Raw genomic sequence first — 19,695 nt, 5'->3', positions numbered from 1 at the left:
GATCATCGCGGAGAGTCCTTGACTGGATGATGTTGACGAGTCAGGCGCGAACCATGTTGATGAGGAACGAGATGACGGCCATGACCAGGAAGACCACAAAGAGAATCTTGGCGATTCCGGCGGCACCAGAGGCAAGGCCCCCGAAACCCAGCACGGCGGCAATCAATGCAATGACAAAGAAAACAACGGCGTAGTGCAACATGGTGAACTCCTGATGTAGAGGGGGGCCTCGAAGGTCGCCACCACGGTGATGGCGATGCATTCACTTTAGGCGCCGCTATCCATGGGCAGCGCCAGTCAGCACCGTGTCCGGAAGTCAGCCGGAAGGTCATCGACCTGTCAGACTGTGCCTACTTGCCGGTAGACTGCAGCGACTGCATCGAAGGAGCGGCAAGATGATTCGAGTTGGGCTGGTGGACGACCACATCCTTGTCCGTGCGGGGCTGAAGCAGTACCTGGTTGAACAGGTCGATCTTCGGGTGGTAGGTGAGGCGGCCAATGGCCTGGAAGCACTGGAGCTGGCCAGAGGCGGTGAGGTGGACGTCCTCATCATGGACCTGTCCATGCCCGACCAGAGTGGCGTGGACGCCCTGTCTGCCATCAAAGCCCGCTTTCCTGACCTGGCCGTTCTGATCCTGAGCGGCTATCCGGAACAGCACTACGCCACCCATCTGCTCAAATTGGGTGCCTCGGGTTACCTCAACAAGGAGTGCGATCCAGCCGAGATCATCCAGGCCATTCGCACCGTTTACAGAGGTCGAAAGTACATCACTGCGGCGGTTGCCGAGTTGCTGGCCAATGGTCTGGGCGAATCACAACGTGACAAGCAACCCCATGAATTGCTGTCCGAGCGAGAGTTTCAGGTGTTCCTCAGGCTGGCCAAAGGTGAAACCGTGGGCGCCATGGCCGATGCCATGGCCTTGAGCGTCAAGACCGTCAGCACCTACCGCACACGTGTCATGGAAAAGCTCAACCTGTCCACCAACAGTGACCTCACGTACTACGCGCTCAAGAATGGCTTGATCCAATGAGAGCCCTGTCGTCCACGTCAACGAGCCATCCGGTTATTTCCTGAGCTGATGGGCTCGTGTGAGGTGTCGTTGCGCTGCTGGCAGACGTCACCTCCGGAGGCAAAGGGCTCATCAGCAGAGACAGCTCCTCGAAGCTCAGAGCCTTGGACTGACGCCAGTCCCCCACCGCGCCATGGCTGCTCAGAGACACATCAGCGCCTTGCGGATGGTTGATGACGATACGGCATCTGAGATAGGCCCTCCGAATCTTGGTGACCATGGCCTCCAGCACCTTCGGATGGGGTTGCGCAAACCCGATCAAGATGACCGCCTCGGGCGGAGGCCATGGTGCGTCATCCTGCTGAAGTGCCGAGAGCTTGGCCTGCCGGGCCTGGAGCCCTTGTTCTGTGAGACTGCGGCACAGCATGCGTGCTGCCAGATCATCGGCGTCGCTTTGCATGCCGATGCACCAGATGGTGGCGTGCACCTCCTTGTTCAAAGACGGCACCTCCAGCGAGTCCAACAGTGAGCTCATCGCAGTGGTGACCGAAATGCGGTGAACGGCATCACAGCGGTCACGCTCCTGGTAGCGGCTCAAGGCCAGCGCTGGCAAGGCCACCTGGTCACAGAAATGGGCCCATCCATGTTCGGTGATGTGGCTCCTGGCGATGTGCTCGCTCTCGCCCTCGTCAGATGCCAGCAGCCTCTGGTACAGCCGAGTGGAGGCAGGCATGGCCGGTGAGTTGCCCAACAGGATGTCGAACGCCGCCAACTGATGAAAGTGACGCCCGAAGGTGCTCAGGCAAATGCTCAGCGGCATGGACAGGATCAGTCCGGCAGGGCCCCAAAGGGCTGTCCAGAATGCCGCTGACAGCAGCACCGACAAGGACCCCATGCCTGTGCTGTTGCCATACAACCAGGGCTCGAGCACATTGTTGGTGACCAGTTCCATCACGACGATGACCGCGATGACACCCAGGAACAAGCCCCAGTCGGGTTGCACTGCGACAGCCACCATCAGCGGGCAAATGGCTGCCACGATGGGGCCCACATACGGAATGAAACGCATGACACCCGAGAGCAGCCCCCACATGAGGGCGCCCGGCAAACCCAGCGCGCTGAAAGCCAGCACTTGTACGACGCCATAGCCCAGGTTCAAGCGCAATTGAGCACCCAGATAGCTCTGCAAGCGCTCGCCGGCCTCCTTGATTGCATCGGTCATGCGGTAGAGGCGTGTGCCAGACAGGCGCAGCAGACGGTCTCGCAGATCGTCCGGGTCGAGCAGCATGAACACCAGCAGAACCAGCACGATGCCGGCCGTGAGCAAAGGATCCAGCAGCGTTCCCACCAAGGTGACACTTTGAGAAGGTTTCTGGACCACCGTGACAGATCCTGCGATCTGACGTGTCGCAGTTGGCACGGACGCCGGTGTGAGCGATCTGGCCAGTGCCGAGAACTCCGTCTCGATGGCCGTGGTCATGCGCCCCAAAGACCGGAATGAGCCATTGGCACTGACGTCCTGCCTGACATGCTTGAGCTTGACTTCCACATTGCGCTGGTACTGCGCCATGTTGCGTCCCATGTCGATCACGTTGCCAGTCATCAAAAAGACACCGCCCGCCAGCAAGCCCGTGACCGTCAACGTCACGGTGGACACGGCCAGGCTGCGCGGCATGCCCAGCCGACGCAGGTAGTTCACTGGCGGATTCAGGCAAAACGCGATCAATGCAGCCAGGCACACAGGGATCAAGATGCTCTCGCCGAAGTGCAGGGCCAAGATGGCCAGTGCACCCGTCAAGGCCTTCAGGGTCAGCTTGAGGCCGGGCGGCAATACCAAGGTGGTTTGACCGTCTGGTGGATAGAGGGACATGCGGCTTCCACTTGTGATGTACAGGATGGCTTGATTGGGACAGCTCTGGCGCCGAGCCGCTGTCGGTGACCTCTAGCCTCGGGTGTAGGAATTCACTGACAACACGCGCGTTGTCGGACTGGTCCTTCAACGGCTTGCGCCCTTGGCTGGCATCCGACGGCGCCATACATCGACACACTGAAGCTGTCTTTCAAGGGAAACAAGCATGAAACATCGAATCCACACACGTCTGACCGCACTCGCCCTCTTCTCAACAGCCATGGCGGCGTATGCCCAGCCTGCGCTGGCGCCTATCAAGATCTCGCCTGATGTGATCAACAGCCCCTATCTCACGGACTCCGATCAGGTGATCGTTCGCAACAGCACAGGGCTGTGCTGGAGAACGGGCTACTGGACGCCCGAGAAGGCCGCCACGACTTCCGTGACAGGTTTGCCCCTGCCAGCAGGCTGCTACTGCGAAGAGTCCATGCAATCCAAACCCGTGTGCATGCCGAGCGCGCCCGTGGTAACGCCATCCGTGACACCTCCTCCTGTCACCGTAGCGCCTGCTCCACCAGCACCGACGTCGGAGAAGGTCACGATCCCGGCCGATGCCTTGTTCGATTTCGACAAGGCCTCATTGACAGCAGAAGGCAAGACCACGCTGGACGGTCTGCTCAAGAAGATGCAGGGCATCAACCTGGAAGCCGTGGTGGCGGTAGGCTATGCCGACCGCATCGGCAGCACCAGCTACAACCTGGATCTGTCCACCCGGCGTGCCGAGTCCATCAAGAACTACCTGGTCGACACGGGTGGCATCGCGGCCAGCCGGGTCTTCAAGGAGGGTCGAGGTGAATCGGCCTCGGTGACCGGAGACACCTGCAAGAACCTGGGCGCCGAGCGCGGCAGCAACAAGAAGTTGGTGGCCTGCCTGGCACCTGATCGCCGCGTGGTGATCGAGGCCGTTGGTGCCCCCAAGCCGTGAAATGACGCATCCCGGTGACAAGCACAACCCTGAAGGAATCATCATGAAAACACTCACCACTCGCACCGCTCAGGTTTTGTCCATGCTCGGACTGTGTGCCCTGATGGGGGCCTGCGCCAACATGAGCAACAGAGACCGCAACACGGCCGCAGGGGCCGCCATCGGCGCCGTCACGGGCGCCGTCCTGACCGGAGGCAGCTCTGTGGGGACCGTCGGAGGCGCCGCTGTGGGTGGCGTCATCGGCAATCAGGTCGGCAAGAAATAAGGAGACCGACATGAAAAGCATGAGCGGCATTCTGGGCGCGGCCTTGCTGGTCGTCGGCGTTCTATCGCTGATCTACGGCGGCATCAATTACACCGACGAGCGCACCGCCTTGAAGGTCGGACCGCTGCAGGTCGACGTTCAGGAGAACAAACGACTGAACGTGCCCGTCTGGGCTGGCGTGGCCTTGCTGGTCACCGGTGGCGGCTTGTTGATGCTGGGCATGAACAACAAGCGCTGAGATCCCCCCGCGCTACACGGCGCCATGACGGCCGTGAGCCACACATACCTCTGAAGGAGAAATCGATGAAGCACTTCCAACACTCACTGATCGCGGCCATGACCGCCGTTCTGGCCCTGCTTGTGATGCCCGGTTGCGCCGTGACACGCGGGCAATCCACTGTCGGCGAGTACATTGACGATGCGGGCATCACCACGCAGATCAAGGCAAAGCTGGTCGAAAGCAAACTGGTAGACGCCGCCGCAGTCAAGGTGGAGACCCTCAATGGCGAAGTGATTCTTTCGGGCTTCGCCAAGAACGAAGAAGAGCGGGCCATCGCAGGCCGACTGGCGTCTGAGACCAAAGGTGTCAGGAGCGTGAAGAACGCGCTGCTTGTCCGTCAGTAGGAATCGTCTGACACTCAGCAGGAGAGAAATCGTGGAACATACGCCATGAGAGGTCAAGCCCTCCCCCATTCCAAACCTGCTGAGCACGATAGGATCCACATGAATTCCGGCGGTCAAGAGCGTCAGGTCCGCTGTCTTCTGGTGGAAGACAGCGGATTGATCCTTCAAGGCTTGATAGACACCTTGCAGGAAATGCTGCCCTTGACCGTGATCGGCAGTGCCGCCGATGAAGCGGCGGCTTGCCAGTGGCTGGATCAGCACGGGCAAGATCTGGATCTGATGGTCGTGGACATCTTCTTGCAGCAAGGAACCGGTCTAGGCGTCCTGCAGCATGCCAATGAGCTCGATCTGAGCTGCCGTAAAGTGGTCCTCACCAACTATGCGACCCGCGAAATGCGAGCCCGGTGTTCCGCGCTGAAGGCCGACCAGGTTTTCGACAAATCCTCCGAGCTTGAAGAACTGGTCCAGTATTGCGCTGACATTGCAGAGCGCTTGAGTGCCCGTCAATGATGCCTTTGTACCTGGGGAGCTGGCTTGACTTCATGGACGGATGACACCTTCGGGAGCCGCATGCGGCAGGTGTTCGCAACCTGGTTCGCCAGGGGGCGCTACAGCAACCTCAGCATCCCCGTGGCCGTCATGGCGGCGGTGCTGCTGATCGGTATCACAGAGGTTTCCTACCAGGCGCAATCACGCGCCCTGGACCAGTTGATCCTGCAAGGACAGGCCAGGCTGCGCATGATCCACGCGTTCCAGCGTCTGTCGGCGGCCGAATCCGGCAAACGGGGCTATCTGCTGATCCAGGACAAGATCTACCTGCAGCCTTACCTCCGGGCGGCAGAGGACGTCATCCACGATCTCGACGAGATCGACAAGCTGGATGCCGATTCGGACGATCCTGCCATCGTGAAGATGCAAAAAAACATCCGCGACAGCATGGAGGACAAGCTGTCGGAGATGCGCGAGGTGATGCGCTTGCATGACGAGGGCCACCGGGAGCGCGCGATGGACATGGTGCGCTCCGGCATCGGGCGGGAAATGATGCAGACGCTGGGCGACGAAGTCCAACGGGTGATGACCCACCGCAATCGGCACATTGCAGAGGGGCTCGACGAGGTCAGGGACGTCTTTCTTCTGGGGCGCATCGGTGTCATCACGATGACCAGCCTGAGCACGATCATCCTCATGGCCTTGATCGTGACCAGCCGGAGGTTCGAGAAGGAAGGCGAGCGCCAACGGGTCGCCTTGCGTGAAGAGCGAGACCGCCTGGAGCAGGAGGTCAACGACCGCATGACGGACCTCCGTGAGTTGACGCTCCATCTGCAAAGCGCACGAGAAGATGAGCGGGCCCGCCTGGCGCGCGAGCTGCACGATGAATTGGGTGCCTTGCTCACATCGGCCAAACTCAACGTCACCTTCATGAAGCCCAAGGTCAACGCCGGGCTGCCAGAGTTGATGCCCAAGCTCAACCAGTTGGTGGAATCACTCAATGCAGGGATCGCACTCAAGCGACGCATCATCGAGGACCTGACGCCCTCCTCTTTGCGGACGCTGGGTCTGGTGCCCGCTTTGGAGATCCTGTGCAGTGAGCGAGCACAGAGTTGCGAGATCGACATCGTGCACCAGTTGGTCAAGGTGTCCTTGAGCGCAGAACGCCAGTTGACCGTGTACCGCTTTGTTCAGGAAGCCCTGACCAATATGGCCAAGTATTCGCGGGCCAAGCGGGCCATGGTGCTCATGAGCATCGAAGATGGCCGCGTGCGCGTTGAGGTCTGGGACAACGGTCAGGGCTTTGATGCCAGCAAGCTGCCTACCGGCAGCCACGGCTTGAGGGGCATGCGCTTCCGTCTGGAAGCGCTGGGCGGGAAGATGACCATTGCGTCCAGCCCCGACGAGGGCACTCGCCTGTCGGCCTGGGTGCCTTTGTCTGAATCGGGTCTGCCCGGCGCTGGACAGGCCGCCAAGGGCTCGGCAGGTATCAGGTGACTGCGCACCTCGCGCTCAACCGCGGCGCTTGGCCAGATTCAAGATGCCACCGGTCGTGAAGCTCACCATGTCCTCGTAATGCGACGCCAAGTCCGCGGACGATTCGATACCCCCAGACATCACATCAATGCGCCGGTTGTCAGAAAAAACTGCCATGGCCGATGACACCATCAACTGGTATGCGTTCATCTGCTGCCGTGGCGTCAACTGAGGCAGGATCTTGCCGATCCTGTCACTGAACATGGTGGCCATCGGGCTGAAGTGCTGCGCGATCAGAAGCAGCACGACCGACCGGCTGTTGGTGAGCTGAGCCAGCAGCCGAAGGTAGTTTCTCCAGCCTTCACTCTCCAGGCCACGAACCAGCAATGGCCTCCCGAAGGCCTCCACCACGGCCCGGATCTCGGCAGCCGGACTTCTGGAGGGCCGCACCGCACTCAACATGGCCAGCCTGTCGGCGTTGATCAGCGGAGCCCGCCGCGCGATGACCTCCTGGAACAACACTTCCTTGCTGCCGAACTGGTCGTTGATGTTGGCCAGCCGCGTGGATGCCATGGCTGTGATGTCTCGCATGGATGCGCCGTGAAAGCCATGCTCGGCGAACAACGCTTCCGCTGCGTCCAGCAAGCGTTCTCGGACACCAGGCGGCGACGGCCGTTTCTCCAGCGATCTTGTGCGTGTCATCACGCCCCTCACAAAATGGAACAATCGTTCCGACTGTGATATTCTAAGACTGGAACAAATGTTCCGAATCGCCGTCTGACATCACACTTTCCTGCCATCCATGCCAGCCCGTCTACTGACCCTGATGATGTGCGCAGCAGCGCTTGCTGTGGTCGTCCGCTGGATCGCCAGAGACTTTGCGCAATGGAAGGCCCTGGGGCCAGGTGGGCTGCCGCACTCACCCGCAGGATGGCTGGCGATGTCATTTTTGAGGTTGCTGAAACGCGATGGCCGAGATCCCAAGCGCCTGGCATCGGCGATGACGACTGAGCCCGTCGGCCATCTGGGCCCCCTGGATCCTCGCCAAGGCCGGCGTCCGGACGTGTCGCCGTACCCTATACCGCACCGCCAACTGAGTGACACGGCCTGCTCGGAGAACCTTGAGCGTCTGCTGCGTCTGTTCGACCAAGAGGTCGAGAAAAACAAGGACACCGTCCATTACGCCAAAAGCTTTTTCGAGAACCACCACGATGCGATCACCCTGAAACATCCGGAGTGCGGCCACGTCCACGCACTGGTGTCTCATGGGGAGATCGCTCACATCCATCCCTCTGATGGATCGATGCACATGATCCTGAGCGCCCGCGATGCCCAAACGGTGCTGGAGAGTCGTTGGGGAGAGCTGCACTCACTGGCCGGCCTGTTCAATCGGCTGCCAAGCTCTTACACCTTGGTGTATGCCCCTCGCAATGAAGCGGACCTTGATGCCATACAACGCATCCTGTCTGCCTCGGTGACCTTCATGACCACGCCACGTCTTCCTCCACATACACAGGAAAGTTCAACATGAAAATGACCTTCAGACCTCTGCATGCGCTGGCTCTCACGGCCGCCGCTGCGACGACACCCCTGGTCGTCAATGCCCAGACCTTGCCGCCCTCGCTGTTCCTGCCAGAAGTGGTGCTGCCGCGCGCTGACATCCCGGCATCGACGCAAGCCGTCACACTGAGCAAGGCCCGCTCGCCCAAGGACATCACCCAGGTCACCTACAGCTTCAATGGACAAGCCCGCACCTTCAACCAGTTCCTGAGCCAGGCCAAGGTCAAGAGCTTCATGGTGCTCAAGAACGGCCAGATCGTTCATGAATACCACCGATTCCCCAATACCCGCACCACCTTGCATCAGTCGTGGTCCATCGGCAAGCAGGTGTTATCCACCCTGGTCGGCATCGCACTGGAGGACGGCGCCATCCAGTCGATCAACGATCGCATGGACCGATACGATCCGCGCCTGGCTGCCAACGGCTTTGCCGGCGTGACCTTCAAGCAGGCACTCCAGATGTCCTCTGGCGTCAAGTACGACGAAGAGGCCGATCGCTACTCGCTGTTTTTCGATGTGATTGGCGACTTCTACAGCTTTGGCCGCAGCGGCAGCACCCTGACCGAAAAGGCGCTGGGGTCTGCATTGACGCCCGCATTCACACCCGGCTCGGCCTATCAATACGCCAGCATCAATTCTGAAGCCATCAAGTTGGCCCTTGAAAAAGCTGTGGGCATGCGCTATCAGGACTACCTCGCCACGAAACTCTGGCAACCCATGGGCATGCCAGACAAGGCCAAGGTCCTGATCGACAGGGAAAAGACGGCGTTCACCTTTTGCTGCCTGTACGCCACGACACGGGATTACGCCATGTTCGGGCAGATGTATGCGCAGGCGGGCTGGTTCAATGGCCGCCAGATTGTGCCCCGCGACTATGTACGCCAAGCCACCACGTTTGCCGGTGATCCCAGCAACTGGCGCGCCACCGATGTGCCCCGCAAGGATGGTTCAACCATTCGAGGGTTTGGTTACCACTGGTGGCCGCTGGAGGGCGAGCGCGAGGATTTCACAGCCGCCGGGGTTTACGGTCAATCGATCCACGTGCTGCCCAAGCAGAACACCGTGGTGGTGCGCTTGAGCAACGACTATGACAACGTGGAAGCCAGCGCCCATGAAGCCGTCATTCTCGGGCGAGCGATTGCCGATTACCTCGAATGAGAAGATGAGACCGTTCTCCTCAGCGTGGGGCCATGCGCAATGCGCCATCCAGCCGGATGACCTCGCCATTGAGGTACTCGTTGCTCACGATGGACTGCACCAGCGCCGCGTACTCGGACGGACGGCCCAGCCGGGCGGGGTGCGGCACTGTGGCGCTCAGTGAATCCTGCACTTCCTGTGGCAGGCCCATCAGCATGGGCGTTTCAAAGATGCCCGGGGCGATGGTGAGCACGCGGATGCGGTCGCGGGCCAGATCTCGGGCTGCCGGCAAGGTCATCGCGACCACGCCACCTTTGGAGGCGGCATAGGCCGTCTGCCCGACCTGACCGTCGAACGCAGCCACCGAGGCGGTGTTGATCACCACGCCTTGTGACGCCGAGGCATCACCCGCATCGCCAGGTGCCTGGCTGGCGATCATGGCGGGCACGGCCAGACGCATCATGTTGAAGGTGCCGATCAGATTCACCTGAACGACCTTGGTGAAGCTGTCCAGGCGGTGCGGACCGTTCTTGCCGTTGAGCTTCTCGGCGGGCCCGATGCCTGCGGCATTGACCAGCACGTCGAGCCGACCGAAGCGATCGACCGCCGTCTGCACAGCCGCGATGCCACTGTCCTCGTTGGAGACGTCCGTGCGCACCCACACCATGTGCTCGTGAGGCGGCAAGACCTCGGGCCGGGGTTCGGCCAGATCGGCCACCACGACGCGGGCACCGGCCTCCAGCGCCATGCGCACGGTGGCCGCACCCAGGCCGGAACTGCCGCCGGTGATCAGAAAAACGCTGCGAGACATGTCCATGTCCTGGTCCTCCATTCGTGTCTGGTCAAATCATCTCGATGGCCACCGCCGTGGCTTCTCCACCGCCAATGCACAAGGTGGCCACGCCACGCTGCGAGCCACGGTGGCGCAACGCCCCGAGCAAGCTGACGATCAGCCGAGCGCCGGTGGCCCCAATCGGATGGCCCAGCGCACAGGCACCGCCATGCACATTGACCCGATCATGCACCAGGTCCAGCTCCTGCATGGCGGCCATCGCCACCACGGCGAATGCTTCATTGATCTCCCACAGGTCCACCTCCGTGGTCTGCCACCCCACCTGCGTGAGCAGCTTGCGCACCGCCCCCACCGGTGCGGTGGTGAAGCGCCTCGGCTCCTGCGCGTGCCCGGCGTGGCCCACCACGCGGGCCAGGGGGCTCAAGCCCAGGGCCTTGGCGGTGGAGGCGCGCATCAGCAGCAGCGCTGCGGCCCCATCGGAGATCGAGCTGGCATTGGCCGCCGTGACCGTGCCATCGGGCCTGAAGGCGGGCTTGAGCGTAGGGATCTTGTCCACCTGAGCCTTCAAAGGCTGCTCGTCCTGCGTGACCACCGTCTCCCGGCCACGCACCACCTCACGTACCGGCGTGACCTCCCAATCGAAAGCACCTTGCTGGACCGCGGCCTGTGCACGGATGGTCGAGGTGACGGCATAGGCATCCTGAGCCTGACGGCTGAAGCCGAACTCGGCGGCGCATTCCTCGGCGAAGTGACCCATCAGTTGGCCTCGGGTCTCGGGCGCGTAAGCGTCTTCCAGGCCATCGAGAAACATGTGGTCCAGCACCTGCCCGTGCCCCAAACGCAGGCCCCCGCGCGCCTTGGGCAGGAGGTAAGGCGCATTGCTCATCGACTCCATCCCGCCCGCCAGCACCACATTCGCGCTGCCGCACAGGAGCGCATCGTGGGCCAGCATGATCGCCTTCATGCCTGAGCCACACACCTTGCTCACCGTGGTGCATACCGTGGCAAATGGCAGCCCGGCAGTGAGTGCGGCCTGGCGGGCAGGCGCCTGCCCCAGACCGGCAGGCAGCACGCACCCCAGGTAGACCTCGTCCACCTGATCTGAGGCAAGACCGGCGCGCTCCAGTGTGGCACGCATGGCGGCCGCCCCCAGCAAGGGCGCCGTGAGTTGCGACAACGAACCCTGAAACCCGCCCAGCGGAGTGCGGGCAGCGGACACGATCACAACGGGGTCTTCACGGCGCATGCAGGTCTCCAAACTTAGACCACACGCAGCTTACTCATCCGATCTGAACGTGTCCAGATGGTTTGATCCACACCAGATACAAAGCCGGAACAAACACCAGGGTCAGCACGGTGGCCGCGATCAGCCCTCCCATGATGGCCATCGCCATCGGCCCCCAGAAGACGCTGGTGGTCAAAGGCACCATGGCCAGCACGGCCGCAGCGGCCGTCAACACCACGGGGCGCGAGCGCCGCACGGTGGCTTCCACCACAGCCTGTGCCTGCGGCATACCCGAGGCGATGTCGCTGTCAATCTGGTCCACCAGAATCACGGCGTTGCGCATGATCATGCCGCCCAGCGCAATCACCCCCAGCAAGGCGACGAAACCGAAGGGTGCATTGAATGCCAACAAGGCAGGCACCACCCCGATAAGACCCAAGGGCGCGGTGAGGAACACCATCCACATGCGCGAGAAGTTCTGCAACTGCACCATCAGGATCAGCAGCATCACCACCAGCATGAGCGGAAACACGGCAAACAGCGCCTTGTTGGATTTGTCACTTTCTTCGATGGCCCCGCCTTGCTCGATGCGGTAGCCCGGCGGCAACTTGTCGATGATGGGCTGAAGGGAGGGCCAGATCTTCATGGTGGCCGAGGGGCCCTGCACGCCATCTTGCACATCACTGCGAACCGTCAGCACCATGTCGCGGTTGCGCCGCCACAGCACCGGCTCTTCAAATGTAGGCACCAGTGTAGCCACCTGCGACAGCGGCACCACGGCGCCGCTGCGCGTGAACAGGCTCACATCCCCCAGTTGCTCCAATGCGAGCCTTTCTCTGGGCGCAGCCCGCACGGTCACGTCGATCAAATCCTCACCACGGCGGATCTGCGTGGCAGGTGCCCCGCTCAGCACCGTCTGCATCATGGCCGAGACATCGGCACTGGTGATGCCCAACAACCTGGCCTTGTCCTGATCGAGTTGAACGCGCACGGTCCGCACTTGCTCGTTCCAGTCGAGCTGTGTGTCCCGCACCCATGGGCTTTGCCGCACGGCGTCGCGCACCTGATAGGCAATCTCACGGACCTTGGCCGTGTCCGGGCCCACCACGCGGAACTGCACCGGGAAGCCGACGGGCGGGCCGAACTCAAATCGCGTCACGCGTCCACGAAGATCGGGGAATGCCTTCTCGGCTGCGAACAGTTCCAGCAGACGACGCCGCACGGCTTCGCGGTCGGCCACATTGGCCGTCTTGATGACGATCTGAGCGTAGCTCGGGTTGGGCAATTCAATGGGCAAGGACAGGAAGAAGCGTGGCGCTCCCGCCCCTGTGTAGGAGCTGACGTGCTGGACTTGGGCATCTCCTTGCAGCAGCTTCTCGAAGCGTTTCACCTGCGCTTCGGTGGCTGTGAACGAGGCACCCTCACGCAGGCGCAGATCAACGATCAGCTCCAACCGCGAGGCCGTCGGGAAGAACTGTTGCTGCACCAGCCCCATGCCCGCCACCGCACTGACAAAGAGAACGCCTGTGGCCACCAGCACCAGTACGCGGTGCGCCATGCACCACTGCAGCAAGCTGCGCAGGCGTTGATAGATGCGCCCCGCATAGGGATCGTGCGCTGCGCCGCCATGCGCCGTCATGGTCTTGGGCAAGAGCACGATGCCCAAGTACGGCGTGAATACCACCGCAACGAACCAGGATGCGATCAGGGCCACGCCCACCACCCAGAAGATACCGCCTGCGTATTCACCGCTGATGGACTTGGCAAAGCCCACCGGCATGAAGCCGGCCACCGTGACCAGGGTGCCGGTCAGCATGGGAAAGGCCGTGGAGGTGTAGGCAAAGGTTGCCGCGCTCACGCGATCCCAACCTTGCTCCATCTTCACCACCATCATCTCGACCGCGATGATGGCATCGTCCACCAACAAGCCCAGGGCGATGATCAAGGCGCCCAGAGAAATTCGATCCAGACTCCAGCCCGCAGCCAACATCACGATGGCCACGATCGCCAGCACCAGGGGCACGGACGCGGCCACGACGATGCCCGTGCGCCACCCCAGGAACAGGAAGCACACCGCCAGCACAATGACCAGCGCCTCCAGGAAAGAGCGCTCGAACTCCCAAACGGACTCTTCCACGATGTTCGGTTGATCAGCCACCTTCTCGACCACCACGCCCAAAGGCAGGCCAGCCTGGATGGCCCTCATGCGGTCCTCCAGGTCGCTCCCCAGCTTCAGGATGTTGCCGTGCTGATCAAAGGTGATCGCCAGCATCAGCACCTGCTTGCCATCGTGGCGCACGGTAAAAGATGGCGGATCTTCCAGCCCTGCGCTGACCTTGGCCACATCACCCAGGCGCAGCAGCTTGCCACCGGCCGTGATGGACACGTTGGCCACGTCGCGCGCATCGCGCAGGGTGCCATCAACCCGCACAAACACCTGGTCACCACGCCCCTCGGTCGCGCCCGAGGGGCTGAGCACGTTCTGGCGCGCCAGAGCCTCGATCAGGGTGTGCACGCTGATGCCAAGAGAAGCCAGACGCTGGCTTGAGAACTCCACATGGACTTTCTCAGCCTGGCGCCCGAAGACATCCACCTTGGTTACCCCGGGCACGGCTTGCACCTGGCGCTTGATGTCCTCGGTCAGCACTTGCAGTTCGGGCCAACTGAGGTCGGCCGCACTGATGGCGTACATCACGCTGTAGACATCGCTGAACTCGTCATTGAAGATCGGGCCGAGCACACCTTCCGGGAACTGGTGGCGCACATCGCCGATTTTTTTGCGGGCCTGATACCAGGCGCGCTCCAGCTCAGCCTTGGGCGTGCCCCCCTTCATCCACAGGTTGACACCGCCATAGCCCTGACGCGAGAAGCTGCGAATGAAGTCCACGCCTTCGATCTTCTGCAGTTCCCGCTCCATTCGGTTGAGCACCTGATCCTGTACCTGCTGCGCCGGAGCGCCAGGCCATGCGACCACGGCGGTCATCGTCGGCACCATGAACTGCGGGTCTTCCAGGCGGCCCAACCGCGTGAACGCGAAGACACCGGTCAGCAGACTGCCAATGATCAGGAACAGGACCATCGCGCGGTGTGTGACGGCCCATTCGGAGAGATTGAACGACTTCATCACAGGCTCCCTGGGCGCATGGCTGTCTGCACCTTCATGCCCGCATCGAGCTTTTGTGCGCCCGCCGACACCACCAGAACGCCATCAGGCAGGCCGGTGACACGCACTCGATCGGTGGACTGCGACAGCAGCGCCACAGGTCGGCGCGTCAAGGTGCCAGTCTGGTCATTGACCACCCACACCGAGGGCTTTTGGTTCGTGCTTAGCAGCGCACCTGCCGGCAGCTCAGCCGATGCAATGGCCCCTTTTTTTGCCAACTGGACATCGGCCGTGACACCCATGCGCAGCCCAGGCGGAGGAGACGCGAGCGCATAGCGGGCCTGAAACGTACGGGTCAGCGGTGACGCGCTGGGCGCCAACTCGCGCAGATGGAGTTTGACCCAGTCAGGGAAGCCCGCAATACGTGCGTGGCTCACCTGATCTCGTGTACCTGCCACGAGCGTCTCAGGGACATCCACCACCACCTCCAGCTCTCCGGGTCTGGCCAGCACGACCACGGGCTGCCCCTCCCCCACCATCTGACCGGCCTCGACGTGCAGCCCGGTGACGACGCCATCAAAGGGCGCCGCCAACACCGCGTAGCTGGCTCGGTTGCGCTGCAGCTCCAGTTGCCGCTCCGCCTGAACCAGGCGTGCCGCCGCAGCATCAGCGCGGGCCTGCTGCCGCTCATGATCGGCTGCGCCCACCGAGCCATCGAGCAGCAGGCGCTTGAAGCGCGCTGCATCGCTGGCCGCTTGTGTGGCATCCACCTGGGCCGCACGCAGTTGCTCGGCGGCGGCGTCTACAGCAAGTTGGTAGTCGGCGGAATCCAGGCGCGCGAGGGGCTGACCCGCGCGCACCGGCTGGCCGACATCCACCAGCCGGGCAGTGACCTTGCCCCCGGTGCGAAACGAAAGCTGGCTCTCGATGCGCGGCCGAACCGCACCGCTCAGGATCCGGACCTCCTCACCTTGGTCGTTGCGCACAGGCGTGACATAGACCGTTGGCAGGGGCGCTGCTTTCTCGACATGGGGCGAGCAGGCACTCAGCGCCGCAAGCACACAGAGAACCAGACTGATCGAAGTGAATGCGCGGGCCTGCTTCGACAGGCGAAAGTGGGTTGGGGCAATCATGGCAAGCTTTCAGGGGAAAGGCTGGGAGATGTCTGGGTGCTGGTGGTGGGCGCGTCCTGCCATCCGCCACCCAAAGCCGACGCGAGCTGGACGGTGTTCAGGGCCATCTGCGTCTGGCCATCGATGGCCGACAGTTCGGCCGCCAGTACGGACCGTTGAGCATCGAGCATTTGCAGCAGATCAATCTGCCCTTCCCGGTAGAGCGACTCCGCATGGCGCAGGCCCTTGAGCCGCTCCTGGGTAGTGGCGTCCAGCGCCGCCGAGCGATCGCGCTCCTGGGCCAGGGCCACAAGGCTGTCGTCCACATCCTTGACGGCACCCAGCACGGCCTTCTCGTACTTCAAAGTGGCCATGCGCTCTTTGGCCGACTGCTGCTCGACCGCCGCGCGCAATCGACCCGCGTTGAACAGTGGCATGGTGAAAGCCAGGGCCGCCGTGCTGTAGCGCACCGGCGTCAGGTCCAGTGCGTTGAGACGCAGATCCTGGCGCCCAAAGGCCGCAGCCAGGAAAAACTTGGGCCATCGGTCCGCCTCGGCCTCGCGCAAACGGGCGGCTTCGGCCATGAACTGCTTTTGCGCCACGCGCAGATCCGGACGGCGCAGCAAGAGTTCGGCAGGTTGTCTGGCAGACAAACGTGGCGGAGTCGGCAGCCAGGGCGCAGCGGCGTGATCCAACTCAGGCAGTGGCCGGTTGGGATTGGCGCCCACAAGCAAGGCCAACTGAGTCTCCGTCACCGCGATCCAGGTTCTCAGGGGCGGCAACTGCGCCTGGATGGATTGCACCTCACCTGCGGCCCGTGCAACGTCAAATCGGCTGGACAGACCCGCGTCCGCCCGACTTCGGGTGAGCCGTTCGGTATCCATCTGTGCCTTGTGCAGAGCCTCGAGCTTGGCCAGGCGCAGACGCGCACTTTGCCAGACGATGTAGTGCCGTGCGACTTCGCTGCTCACCATCCAGCGCGCCACGTCTGCGGCCTCCTCGGTGGTCAGCGCATCCAGCTCGGCAGCATCGGCTCCGGCGCGTGCCGCACCAAACACATCCAGCTCCCATCCCAGATCCACTGCGCCTCGGTAGGCCCGAGTGTCTGGCTTGCCTTGTTTGACCGGGTCGGGAAGGCCACTGCGCTCGTCAGATGCAGAGCCAGTGAGTGACACCGTCGGCCACAGTCTCGATGCCATTGCCGTTTGACCCGCGCGCGCTTGTCGTACACGCTGCACGGCGATGCGAACATCGTGGTTATCCGACTGTGCTCGTTGAACCAGGGCCTCCAGCGCTGGCGCGTCGAAGCGTCGCCACCATGTCGAGTCGATCCCGGGGAGCGGCTCGGAGTCCTGGCGAAACAGTGCGTCTTGTGTGGCAGACACATCGGGCGGCTCAGGGGTCGACGTGGCACAACCCGACAGTAAGGTGATCAGACACACGACCAAAACAGGCCGGATCTGCGTGAGCCGCGATGGCGAAAGAGTCATGATTTCACAGCCATGGTTGACGGTGTCTACCAGTGTGCTCAAAGATGTAGACAATGTCAACCTCGGTTTTGCCAAGTACTACACTGGCGTGTCCATCAACCCGAAGACACCACCGTATGACCAAGAAGAGCTCACCGCCAGCAGCACCTCTCGAACTGCGTGAGGCTTGCGTCATTGCCGCCAGGGACGTCATCGCCGAAAAAGGTGTGGAACACCTGAGTCTTCGCGATGTGGCCCGCAGGCTCGGGGTTTCGCATCAAGCCCCCTATAAGCATTACCCCAGTCGCGACCACTTGCTGGCGGAGGTGATGCGCCGTTGCTTCCAGAAGTTCGCAGCGCACCTTGATGGCCGCGGCCAGTTCGATGATCCCAGGGAAGACCTCGCAGCACTGGGGCGCCAATACCTCAGCTACGCGAGGGATCACGCACTGGAGTACCGCCTGATGTTTGACACGCCGTGGCCAGCCGAGTCCGAGGAGCACCCGGATCTGATCCGGGACGCCATCCACACCTACGACATCCTGCGCAAGGTGCTGCGCCGCCTGCATGGCAACTCCCCGGCCATGGATGACAGAGTGGATCTCGACGCGCTCTACATCTGGTCCACGGTGCATGGCCTGGCTGGCGTGATGAATGGCAATTGCATTGACAAACTGAACCTCAAGCCCACCGTGCTGGAGCAGTCCATCGAACACGTCATCCAGATGGTGGAGCTTGGGCTGATGGCCAAGCAGTGAAGTCACGCTTCATGCCTCATTGAGTCACACTGGAAATGCTTAGTTGACAGCGTCAACCTTGGTGTTGATAATTGTAGACAGTGTCAACTTTTCACAGATGGAGATGTTGAGCAACGCTGGTTTGCAGGCCAGGGTTCAACACCATCCTCATCCAGGAACTCACATGATCAAGAAAGCTTTCGCACTCACCCTGTCGCTGCTCACCTTGTCGGCGCAGGCCCAATCGGACAAACCCCTGTTTTGCGTCTGGGACATCCTGGGCAAGTCAGGCGACATCTACAACCTGATGCTGGACCAGAGCCTCCACATGGCCAAGCTGGGCATGCCCTTCGAGTTGCGGGCCTACACCGACGAGCGTGTTGCCGTGGAAGACTACCGTGCAGGCCAATGTGCTGGCGTGGTATCGACAGGATTTCGGGCTCGGCCCTTCAACGCGATCTCAGGCTCGATGGACAGCATGGGCTCGGCCCTGGTCATCAAAGGAGGCAAGGTCGACATGGCGGGCAGCCTGGATGTCATGCGGCGCGTTATCACTGCCTTCTCCAGCCCTCAGGCTGCAAAGCTGATGCGAGAGGGGCAGCATGAGGTGGGTGGCATCCTGCCCGTTGGCGCGGCCTACCCCATGATCAGAGACCGCACTCACACGCGACTGGACCAACTGGCCGGCAAGCGCATCGGTGTGTTCGATCAGGACAAACCGCAAGCCCTCCTCATCCAGCAACTGGGCGCACAGGCGGTGTCGCTGGACATCTCCAACGTCGGCACCAAATTCAACAATGGGCTGGTGGACATGATCCATCTTCCCGCCATCACCTACAAACCATTTGAACTGGCCAAAGGCATGGGTACGCAGGGGACCGTGGTCCGAGTACCGGCCATGTTCCCTACTGTGCAAATGGTGTTCAACGCCGACAAGCTGCCAACGGGTTTTGGCGAAGCATCCAGACAGTTCTGGTTGGCCAAGTTCGACCGCCAGATACAGGACATCCAGCGGGCCGAGGCTTCGATTCCCACGAAGGTCTGGAGTGACGTCGAGCCCCAGGTCCTGGCGAGCTACGTGGCCTCTTTGAAAGAGGGGCGGCTCATAGGGGCCAAGCAGGGTCTGTATGCCAAACGTACGCTGAACCTCTTCAAGAAAGCCCGTTGTGCAGCCAGCCCGGAGAACGCCGAGTGCGCTGTGGCCTCAGAAGTGGACTGACGCCGCCCTCATCCCATGGCAGCTATGCTGACTCGGCAACATTGGAACTGCCTGGCATGTCCAAGCCCAAACGAGCCTTGACACTCGAGCGAGCCGTGGCCAGAAACTGCTCACCCAGCGCCGAATTCGGCACTGCTCGAGACAAGGCCACGGCACCGACCATCTCGGAAATCGTCGACGTGGCCAGCACATCGGGATGAGGGTGATCCAGGGCCTTCAACACCTCGGTGATCGCGTCGATCAAACGCGTCATGCCCACTGAGAATCGCTTGCGTGCAGCCAGCGGCAAGCGCGCCATGTCACCAGACAGACTGACCAGCGGGCAACCCATGTCACGGCGATCGCGGTGCTGCATGCTGAGGTACAGGTCAATGTACTTGTTCAGCCCCTCAGCCTTCGAGACGCCGTGAAAGCACTGTTGAAAGGTTTCATAGCGCTCATCGAACATGTGCGTGATCGCTTCGGCAATCAGCTCGTCCTTGGATTTGAAGTGCGCGTAAAAGCCGCCATGCGTCAGACCCACCTTGGACATCAGTGCCGCCACCCCGATCCTGTCCGGCCCTTGCAAGCGGATGGCATTGGCCGCGGCCTTGACCACCTTGTCATGGGTGCGTTGTTTGTGCTCTGTGTCGTAGCGCATCA

Annotated in this window: 21 protein-coding genes and 1 pseudogene; 13 read left to right on the top strand and 9 right to left on the bottom strand. The window is 61.8% G+C overall.

Translation table 11 applies throughout. From position 1 onward, the window contains the following. Positions 1-40: 40 nt before the first annotated feature. Positions 41-202 (bottom strand): DUF1328 domain-containing protein, encoded by a 162-nt coding sequence (locus tag VFW84_RS16595; RefSeq protein WP_329681580.1) that lies wholly within the window; start codon positions 200-202, stop codon positions 41-43. Between the two features lie 193 nt (positions 203-395). Between VFW84_RS16595 and VFW84_RS16590 the strand changes: the two genes are divergently transcribed. Next, on the top strand, positions 396-1,031 hold the full coding sequence (locus tag VFW84_RS16590; RefSeq protein WP_329681579.1) for a response regulator transcription factor: 636 nt from the start codon (positions 396-398) through the stop codon (positions 1,029-1,031). Here VFW84_RS16590 and VFW84_RS16585 read toward each other — a convergent pair. Beyond that, on the bottom strand, positions 1,009-2,880 hold the full coding sequence (locus VFW84_RS16585) for an AI-2E family transporter (protein WP_329681578.1): 1,872 nt from the start codon (positions 2,878-2,880) through the stop codon (positions 1,009-1,011). The genes VFW84_RS16590 and VFW84_RS16585 overlap by 23 nt on opposite strands. A gap of 205 nt (positions 2,881-3,085) precedes the next feature. Here VFW84_RS16585 and VFW84_RS16580 point away from each other — a divergent pair, with 205 nt between their 5' ends. The 6 genes from VFW84_RS16580 (at position 3,086) to VFW84_RS16555 (ending at position 6,719) form a co-directional block, all read left to right on the top strand. After that, entirely contained in the window at positions 3,086-3,844 is a 759-nt protein-coding gene (locus VFW84_RS16580) for an OmpA family protein (RefSeq protein ID WP_329681577.1), read from the top strand. An 82-nt stretch (positions 3,845-3,926) separates the two neighbouring features. Then, positions 3,927-4,109, top strand: coding sequence for a glycine zipper 2TM domain-containing protein (locus tag VFW84_RS16575; RefSeq protein WP_414639034.1), 183 nt, complete (start codon positions 3,927-3,929; stop codon positions 4,107-4,109). Between the two features lie 10 nt (positions 4,110-4,119). Next, complete coding sequence (locus VFW84_RS16570) at positions 4,120-4,347, top strand: hypothetical protein (protein WP_329681575.1); 228 nt, start codon at positions 4,120-4,122, stop codon at positions 4,345-4,347. Between the two features lie 98 nt (positions 4,348-4,445). Further along, positions 4,446-4,733 carry a BON domain-containing protein gene (locus VFW84_RS16565; RefSeq protein WP_329681574.1) on the top strand — a complete coding sequence of 96 codons (288 nt, stop codon included), beginning with the start codon at positions 4,446-4,448 and terminating at the stop codon, positions 4,731-4,733. 99 nt (positions 4,734-4,832) lie between these two features. After that, complete coding sequence (locus VFW84_RS16560) at positions 4,833-5,243, top strand: response regulator (protein ID WP_329681573.1); 411 nt, start codon at positions 4,833-4,835, stop codon at positions 5,241-5,243. A 24-nt stretch (positions 5,244-5,267) separates the two neighbouring features. Next, on the top strand, positions 5,268-6,719 hold the full coding sequence (locus VFW84_RS16555; RefSeq protein WP_329681572.1) for a CHASE3 domain-containing protein: 1,452 nt from the start codon (positions 5,268-5,270) through the stop codon (positions 6,717-6,719). Between the two features lie 15 nt (positions 6,720-6,734). On the opposite strand, the gene VFW84_RS16550 is transcribed toward VFW84_RS16555, so the two are convergent. Further along, positions 6,735-7,289 (bottom strand): hypothetical protein, encoded by a 555-nt coding sequence (locus VFW84_RS16550; RefSeq protein WP_414639031.1) that lies wholly within the window; start codon positions 7,287-7,289, stop codon positions 6,735-6,737. 349 nt (positions 7,290-7,638) lie between these two features. On the opposite strand from VFW84_RS16550, the gene VFW84_RS16545 reads away from it, so the two are divergent. Continuing rightward, positions 7,639-8,229, top strand: a complete 591-nt coding sequence (locus VFW84_RS16545; protein WP_329681570.1) for a luciferase family protein — start codon at positions 7,639-7,641, stop codon at positions 8,227-8,229. Beyond that, positions 8,226-9,416, top strand: a complete 1,191-nt coding sequence (locus VFW84_RS16540; RefSeq protein ID WP_329681569.1) for a serine hydrolase — start codon at positions 8,226-8,228, stop codon at positions 9,414-9,416. The genes VFW84_RS16545 and VFW84_RS16540 overlap by 4 nt, the downstream gene beginning before the upstream one ends. 19 nt (positions 9,417-9,435) lie before the next feature. On the opposite strand, the gene VFW84_RS16535 is transcribed toward VFW84_RS16540, so the two are convergent. The 5 genes from VFW84_RS16535 to VFW84_RS16515 are packed head-to-tail and all read right to left on the bottom strand — an operon-like array spanning position 9,436 to position 17,118. After that, positions 9,436-10,212, bottom strand: coding sequence for an SDR family NAD(P)-dependent oxidoreductase (locus VFW84_RS16535; RefSeq protein ID WP_329681568.1), 777 nt, complete (start codon positions 10,210-10,212; stop codon positions 9,436-9,438). 25 nt (positions 10,213-10,237) lie between these two features. Further along, positions 10,238-11,434 carry an acetyl-CoA C-acyltransferase gene (locus tag VFW84_RS16530; RefSeq protein WP_329681567.1) on the bottom strand — a complete coding sequence of 399 codons (1,197 nt, stop codon included), beginning with the start codon at positions 11,432-11,434 and terminating at the stop codon, positions 10,238-10,240. A gap of 34 nt (positions 11,435-11,468) precedes the next feature. Beyond that, on the bottom strand, positions 11,469-14,537 hold the full coding sequence (locus tag VFW84_RS16525) for an efflux RND transporter permease subunit (RefSeq protein ID WP_329681566.1): 3,069 nt from the start codon (positions 14,535-14,537) through the stop codon (positions 11,469-11,471). Continuing rightward, positions 14,537-15,649, bottom strand: a complete 1,113-nt coding sequence (locus VFW84_RS16520) for an efflux RND transporter periplasmic adaptor subunit (protein WP_329681565.1) — start codon at positions 15,647-15,649, stop codon at positions 14,537-14,539. Before VFW84_RS16520 ends, VFW84_RS16525 begins: the two co-directional genes overlap by 1 nt. Next, positions 15,646-17,118: a TolC family protein gene (locus VFW84_RS16515; RefSeq protein ID WP_329681564.1), complete on the bottom strand. Its 1,473-nt coding sequence runs from the start codon at positions 17,116-17,118 to the stop codon at positions 15,646-15,648. The genes VFW84_RS16520 and VFW84_RS16515 overlap by 4 nt, the downstream gene beginning before the upstream one ends. Here VFW84_RS16515 and VFW84_RS16510 point away from each other — a divergent pair. The 4 genes and pseudogenes from VFW84_RS16510 (at position 17,036) to VFW84_RS16500 (ending at position 19,053) form a co-directional block, all read left to right on the top strand. Then, positions 17,036-17,281 carry a hypothetical protein gene (locus VFW84_RS16510; protein WP_329681619.1) on the top strand — a complete coding sequence of 82 codons (246 nt, stop codon included), beginning with the start codon at positions 17,036-17,038 and terminating at the stop codon, positions 17,279-17,281. The genes VFW84_RS16515 and VFW84_RS16510 overlap by 83 nt on opposite strands. Continuing rightward, positions 17,235-17,366, top strand: a pseudogene (locus tag VFW84_RS17520) (hypothetical protein); the annotation flags it as partial. The gene VFW84_RS16510 and the pseudogene VFW84_RS17520, both read left to right, overlap by 47 nt. A 60-nt stretch (positions 17,367-17,426) precedes the next feature. Then, complete coding sequence (locus VFW84_RS16505; RefSeq protein ID WP_329681563.1) at positions 17,427-17,855, top strand: TetR-like C-terminal domain-containing protein; 429 nt, start codon at positions 17,427-17,429, stop codon at positions 17,853-17,855. 163 nt (positions 17,856-18,018) lie between these two features. Beyond that, positions 18,019-19,053 (top strand): putative solute-binding protein, encoded by a 1,035-nt coding sequence (locus tag VFW84_RS16500; protein ID WP_329681562.1) that lies wholly within the window; start codon positions 18,019-18,021, stop codon positions 19,051-19,053. Between the two features lie 22 nt (positions 19,054-19,075). Here VFW84_RS16500 and VFW84_RS16495 read toward each other — a convergent pair whose 3' ends face one another. Further along, positions 19,076-19,651: a TetR/AcrR family transcriptional regulator gene (locus tag VFW84_RS16495; RefSeq protein ID WP_329681561.1), complete on the bottom strand. Its 576-nt coding sequence runs from the start codon at positions 19,649-19,651 to the stop codon at positions 19,076-19,078. Between the last annotated feature and the right edge of the window lie 44 nt (positions 19,652-19,695).

Source organism: Aquabacterium sp. (genome assembly GCF_036279655.1).
GTDB lineage: Bacteria > Pseudomonadota > Gammaproteobacteria > Burkholderiales > Burkholderiaceae_C > Aquabacterium.
This window is presented reverse-complemented; position numbering and strand designations above follow the sequence as displayed.

What these genes read in the sequence shown, in the direction of transcription:
- VFW84_RS16595 (WP_329681580.1), bottom strand. Translation starts at nt 202, where the DNA reads ATGTTGCACTACGCCGTTGTTTTCTTTGTCATTGCATTGATTGCCGCC.
- VFW84_RS16590 (WP_329681579.1), top strand. Translation starts at nt 396, where the DNA reads ATGATTCGAGTTGGGCTGGTGGACGACCACATCCTTGTCCGTGCGGGG.
- VFW84_RS16585 (WP_329681578.1), bottom strand. Translation starts at nt 2,880, where the DNA reads ATGTCCCTCTATCCACCAGACGGTCAAACCACCTTGGTATTGCCGCCC.
- VFW84_RS16580 (WP_329681577.1), top strand. Translation starts at nt 3,086, where the DNA reads ATGAAACATCGAATCCACACACGTCTGACCGCACTCGCCCTCTTCTCA.
- VFW84_RS16575 (WP_414639034.1), top strand. Translation starts at nt 3,927, where the DNA reads ATGCTCGGACTGTGTGCCCTGATGGGGGCCTGCGCCAACATGAGCAAC.
- VFW84_RS16570 (WP_329681575.1), top strand. Translation starts at nt 4,120, where the DNA reads ATGAAAAGCATGAGCGGCATTCTGGGCGCGGCCTTGCTGGTCGTCGGC.
- VFW84_RS16565 (WP_329681574.1), top strand. Translation starts at nt 4,446, where the DNA reads ATGACCGCCGTTCTGGCCCTGCTTGTGATGCCCGGTTGCGCCGTGACA.
- VFW84_RS16560 (WP_329681573.1), top strand. Translation starts at nt 4,833, where the DNA reads ATGAATTCCGGCGGTCAAGAGCGTCAGGTCCGCTGTCTTCTGGTGGAA.
- VFW84_RS16550 (WP_414639031.1), bottom strand. Translation starts at nt 7,289, where the DNA reads ATGCGAGACATCACAGCCATGGCATCCACGCGGCTGGCCAACATCAAC.
- VFW84_RS16545 (WP_329681570.1), top strand. Translation starts at nt 7,639, where the DNA reads ATGTCATTTTTGAGGTTGCTGAAACGCGATGGCCGAGATCCCAAGCGC.
- VFW84_RS16540 (WP_329681569.1), top strand. Translation starts at nt 8,226, where the DNA reads ATGAAAATGACCTTCAGACCTCTGCATGCGCTGGCTCTCACGGCCGCC.
- VFW84_RS16535 (WP_329681568.1), bottom strand. Translation starts at nt 10,212, where the DNA reads ATGGACATGTCTCGCAGCGTTTTTCTGATCACCGGCGGCAGTTCCGGC.
- VFW84_RS16530 (WP_329681567.1), bottom strand. Translation starts at nt 11,434, where the DNA reads ATGCGCCGTGAAGACCCCGTTGTGATCGTGTCCGCTGCCCGCACTCCG.
- VFW84_RS16525 (WP_329681566.1), bottom strand. Translation starts at nt 14,537, where the DNA reads ATGAAGTCGTTCAATCTCTCCGAATGGGCCGTCACACACCGCGCGATG.
- VFW84_RS16520 (WP_329681565.1), bottom strand. Translation starts at nt 15,649, where the DNA reads ATGATTGCCCCAACCCACTTTCGCCTGTCGAAGCAGGCCCGCGCATTC.
- VFW84_RS16515 (WP_329681564.1), bottom strand. Translation starts at nt 17,118, where the DNA reads ATGACTCTTTCGCCATCGCGGCTCACGCAGATCCGGCCTGTTTTGGTC.
- VFW84_RS16505 (WP_329681563.1), top strand. Translation starts at nt 17,427, where the DNA reads ATGCGCCGTTGCTTCCAGAAGTTCGCAGCGCACCTTGATGGCCGCGGC.
- VFW84_RS16500 (WP_329681562.1), top strand. Translation starts at nt 18,019, where the DNA reads ATGATCAAGAAAGCTTTCGCACTCACCCTGTCGCTGCTCACCTTGTCG.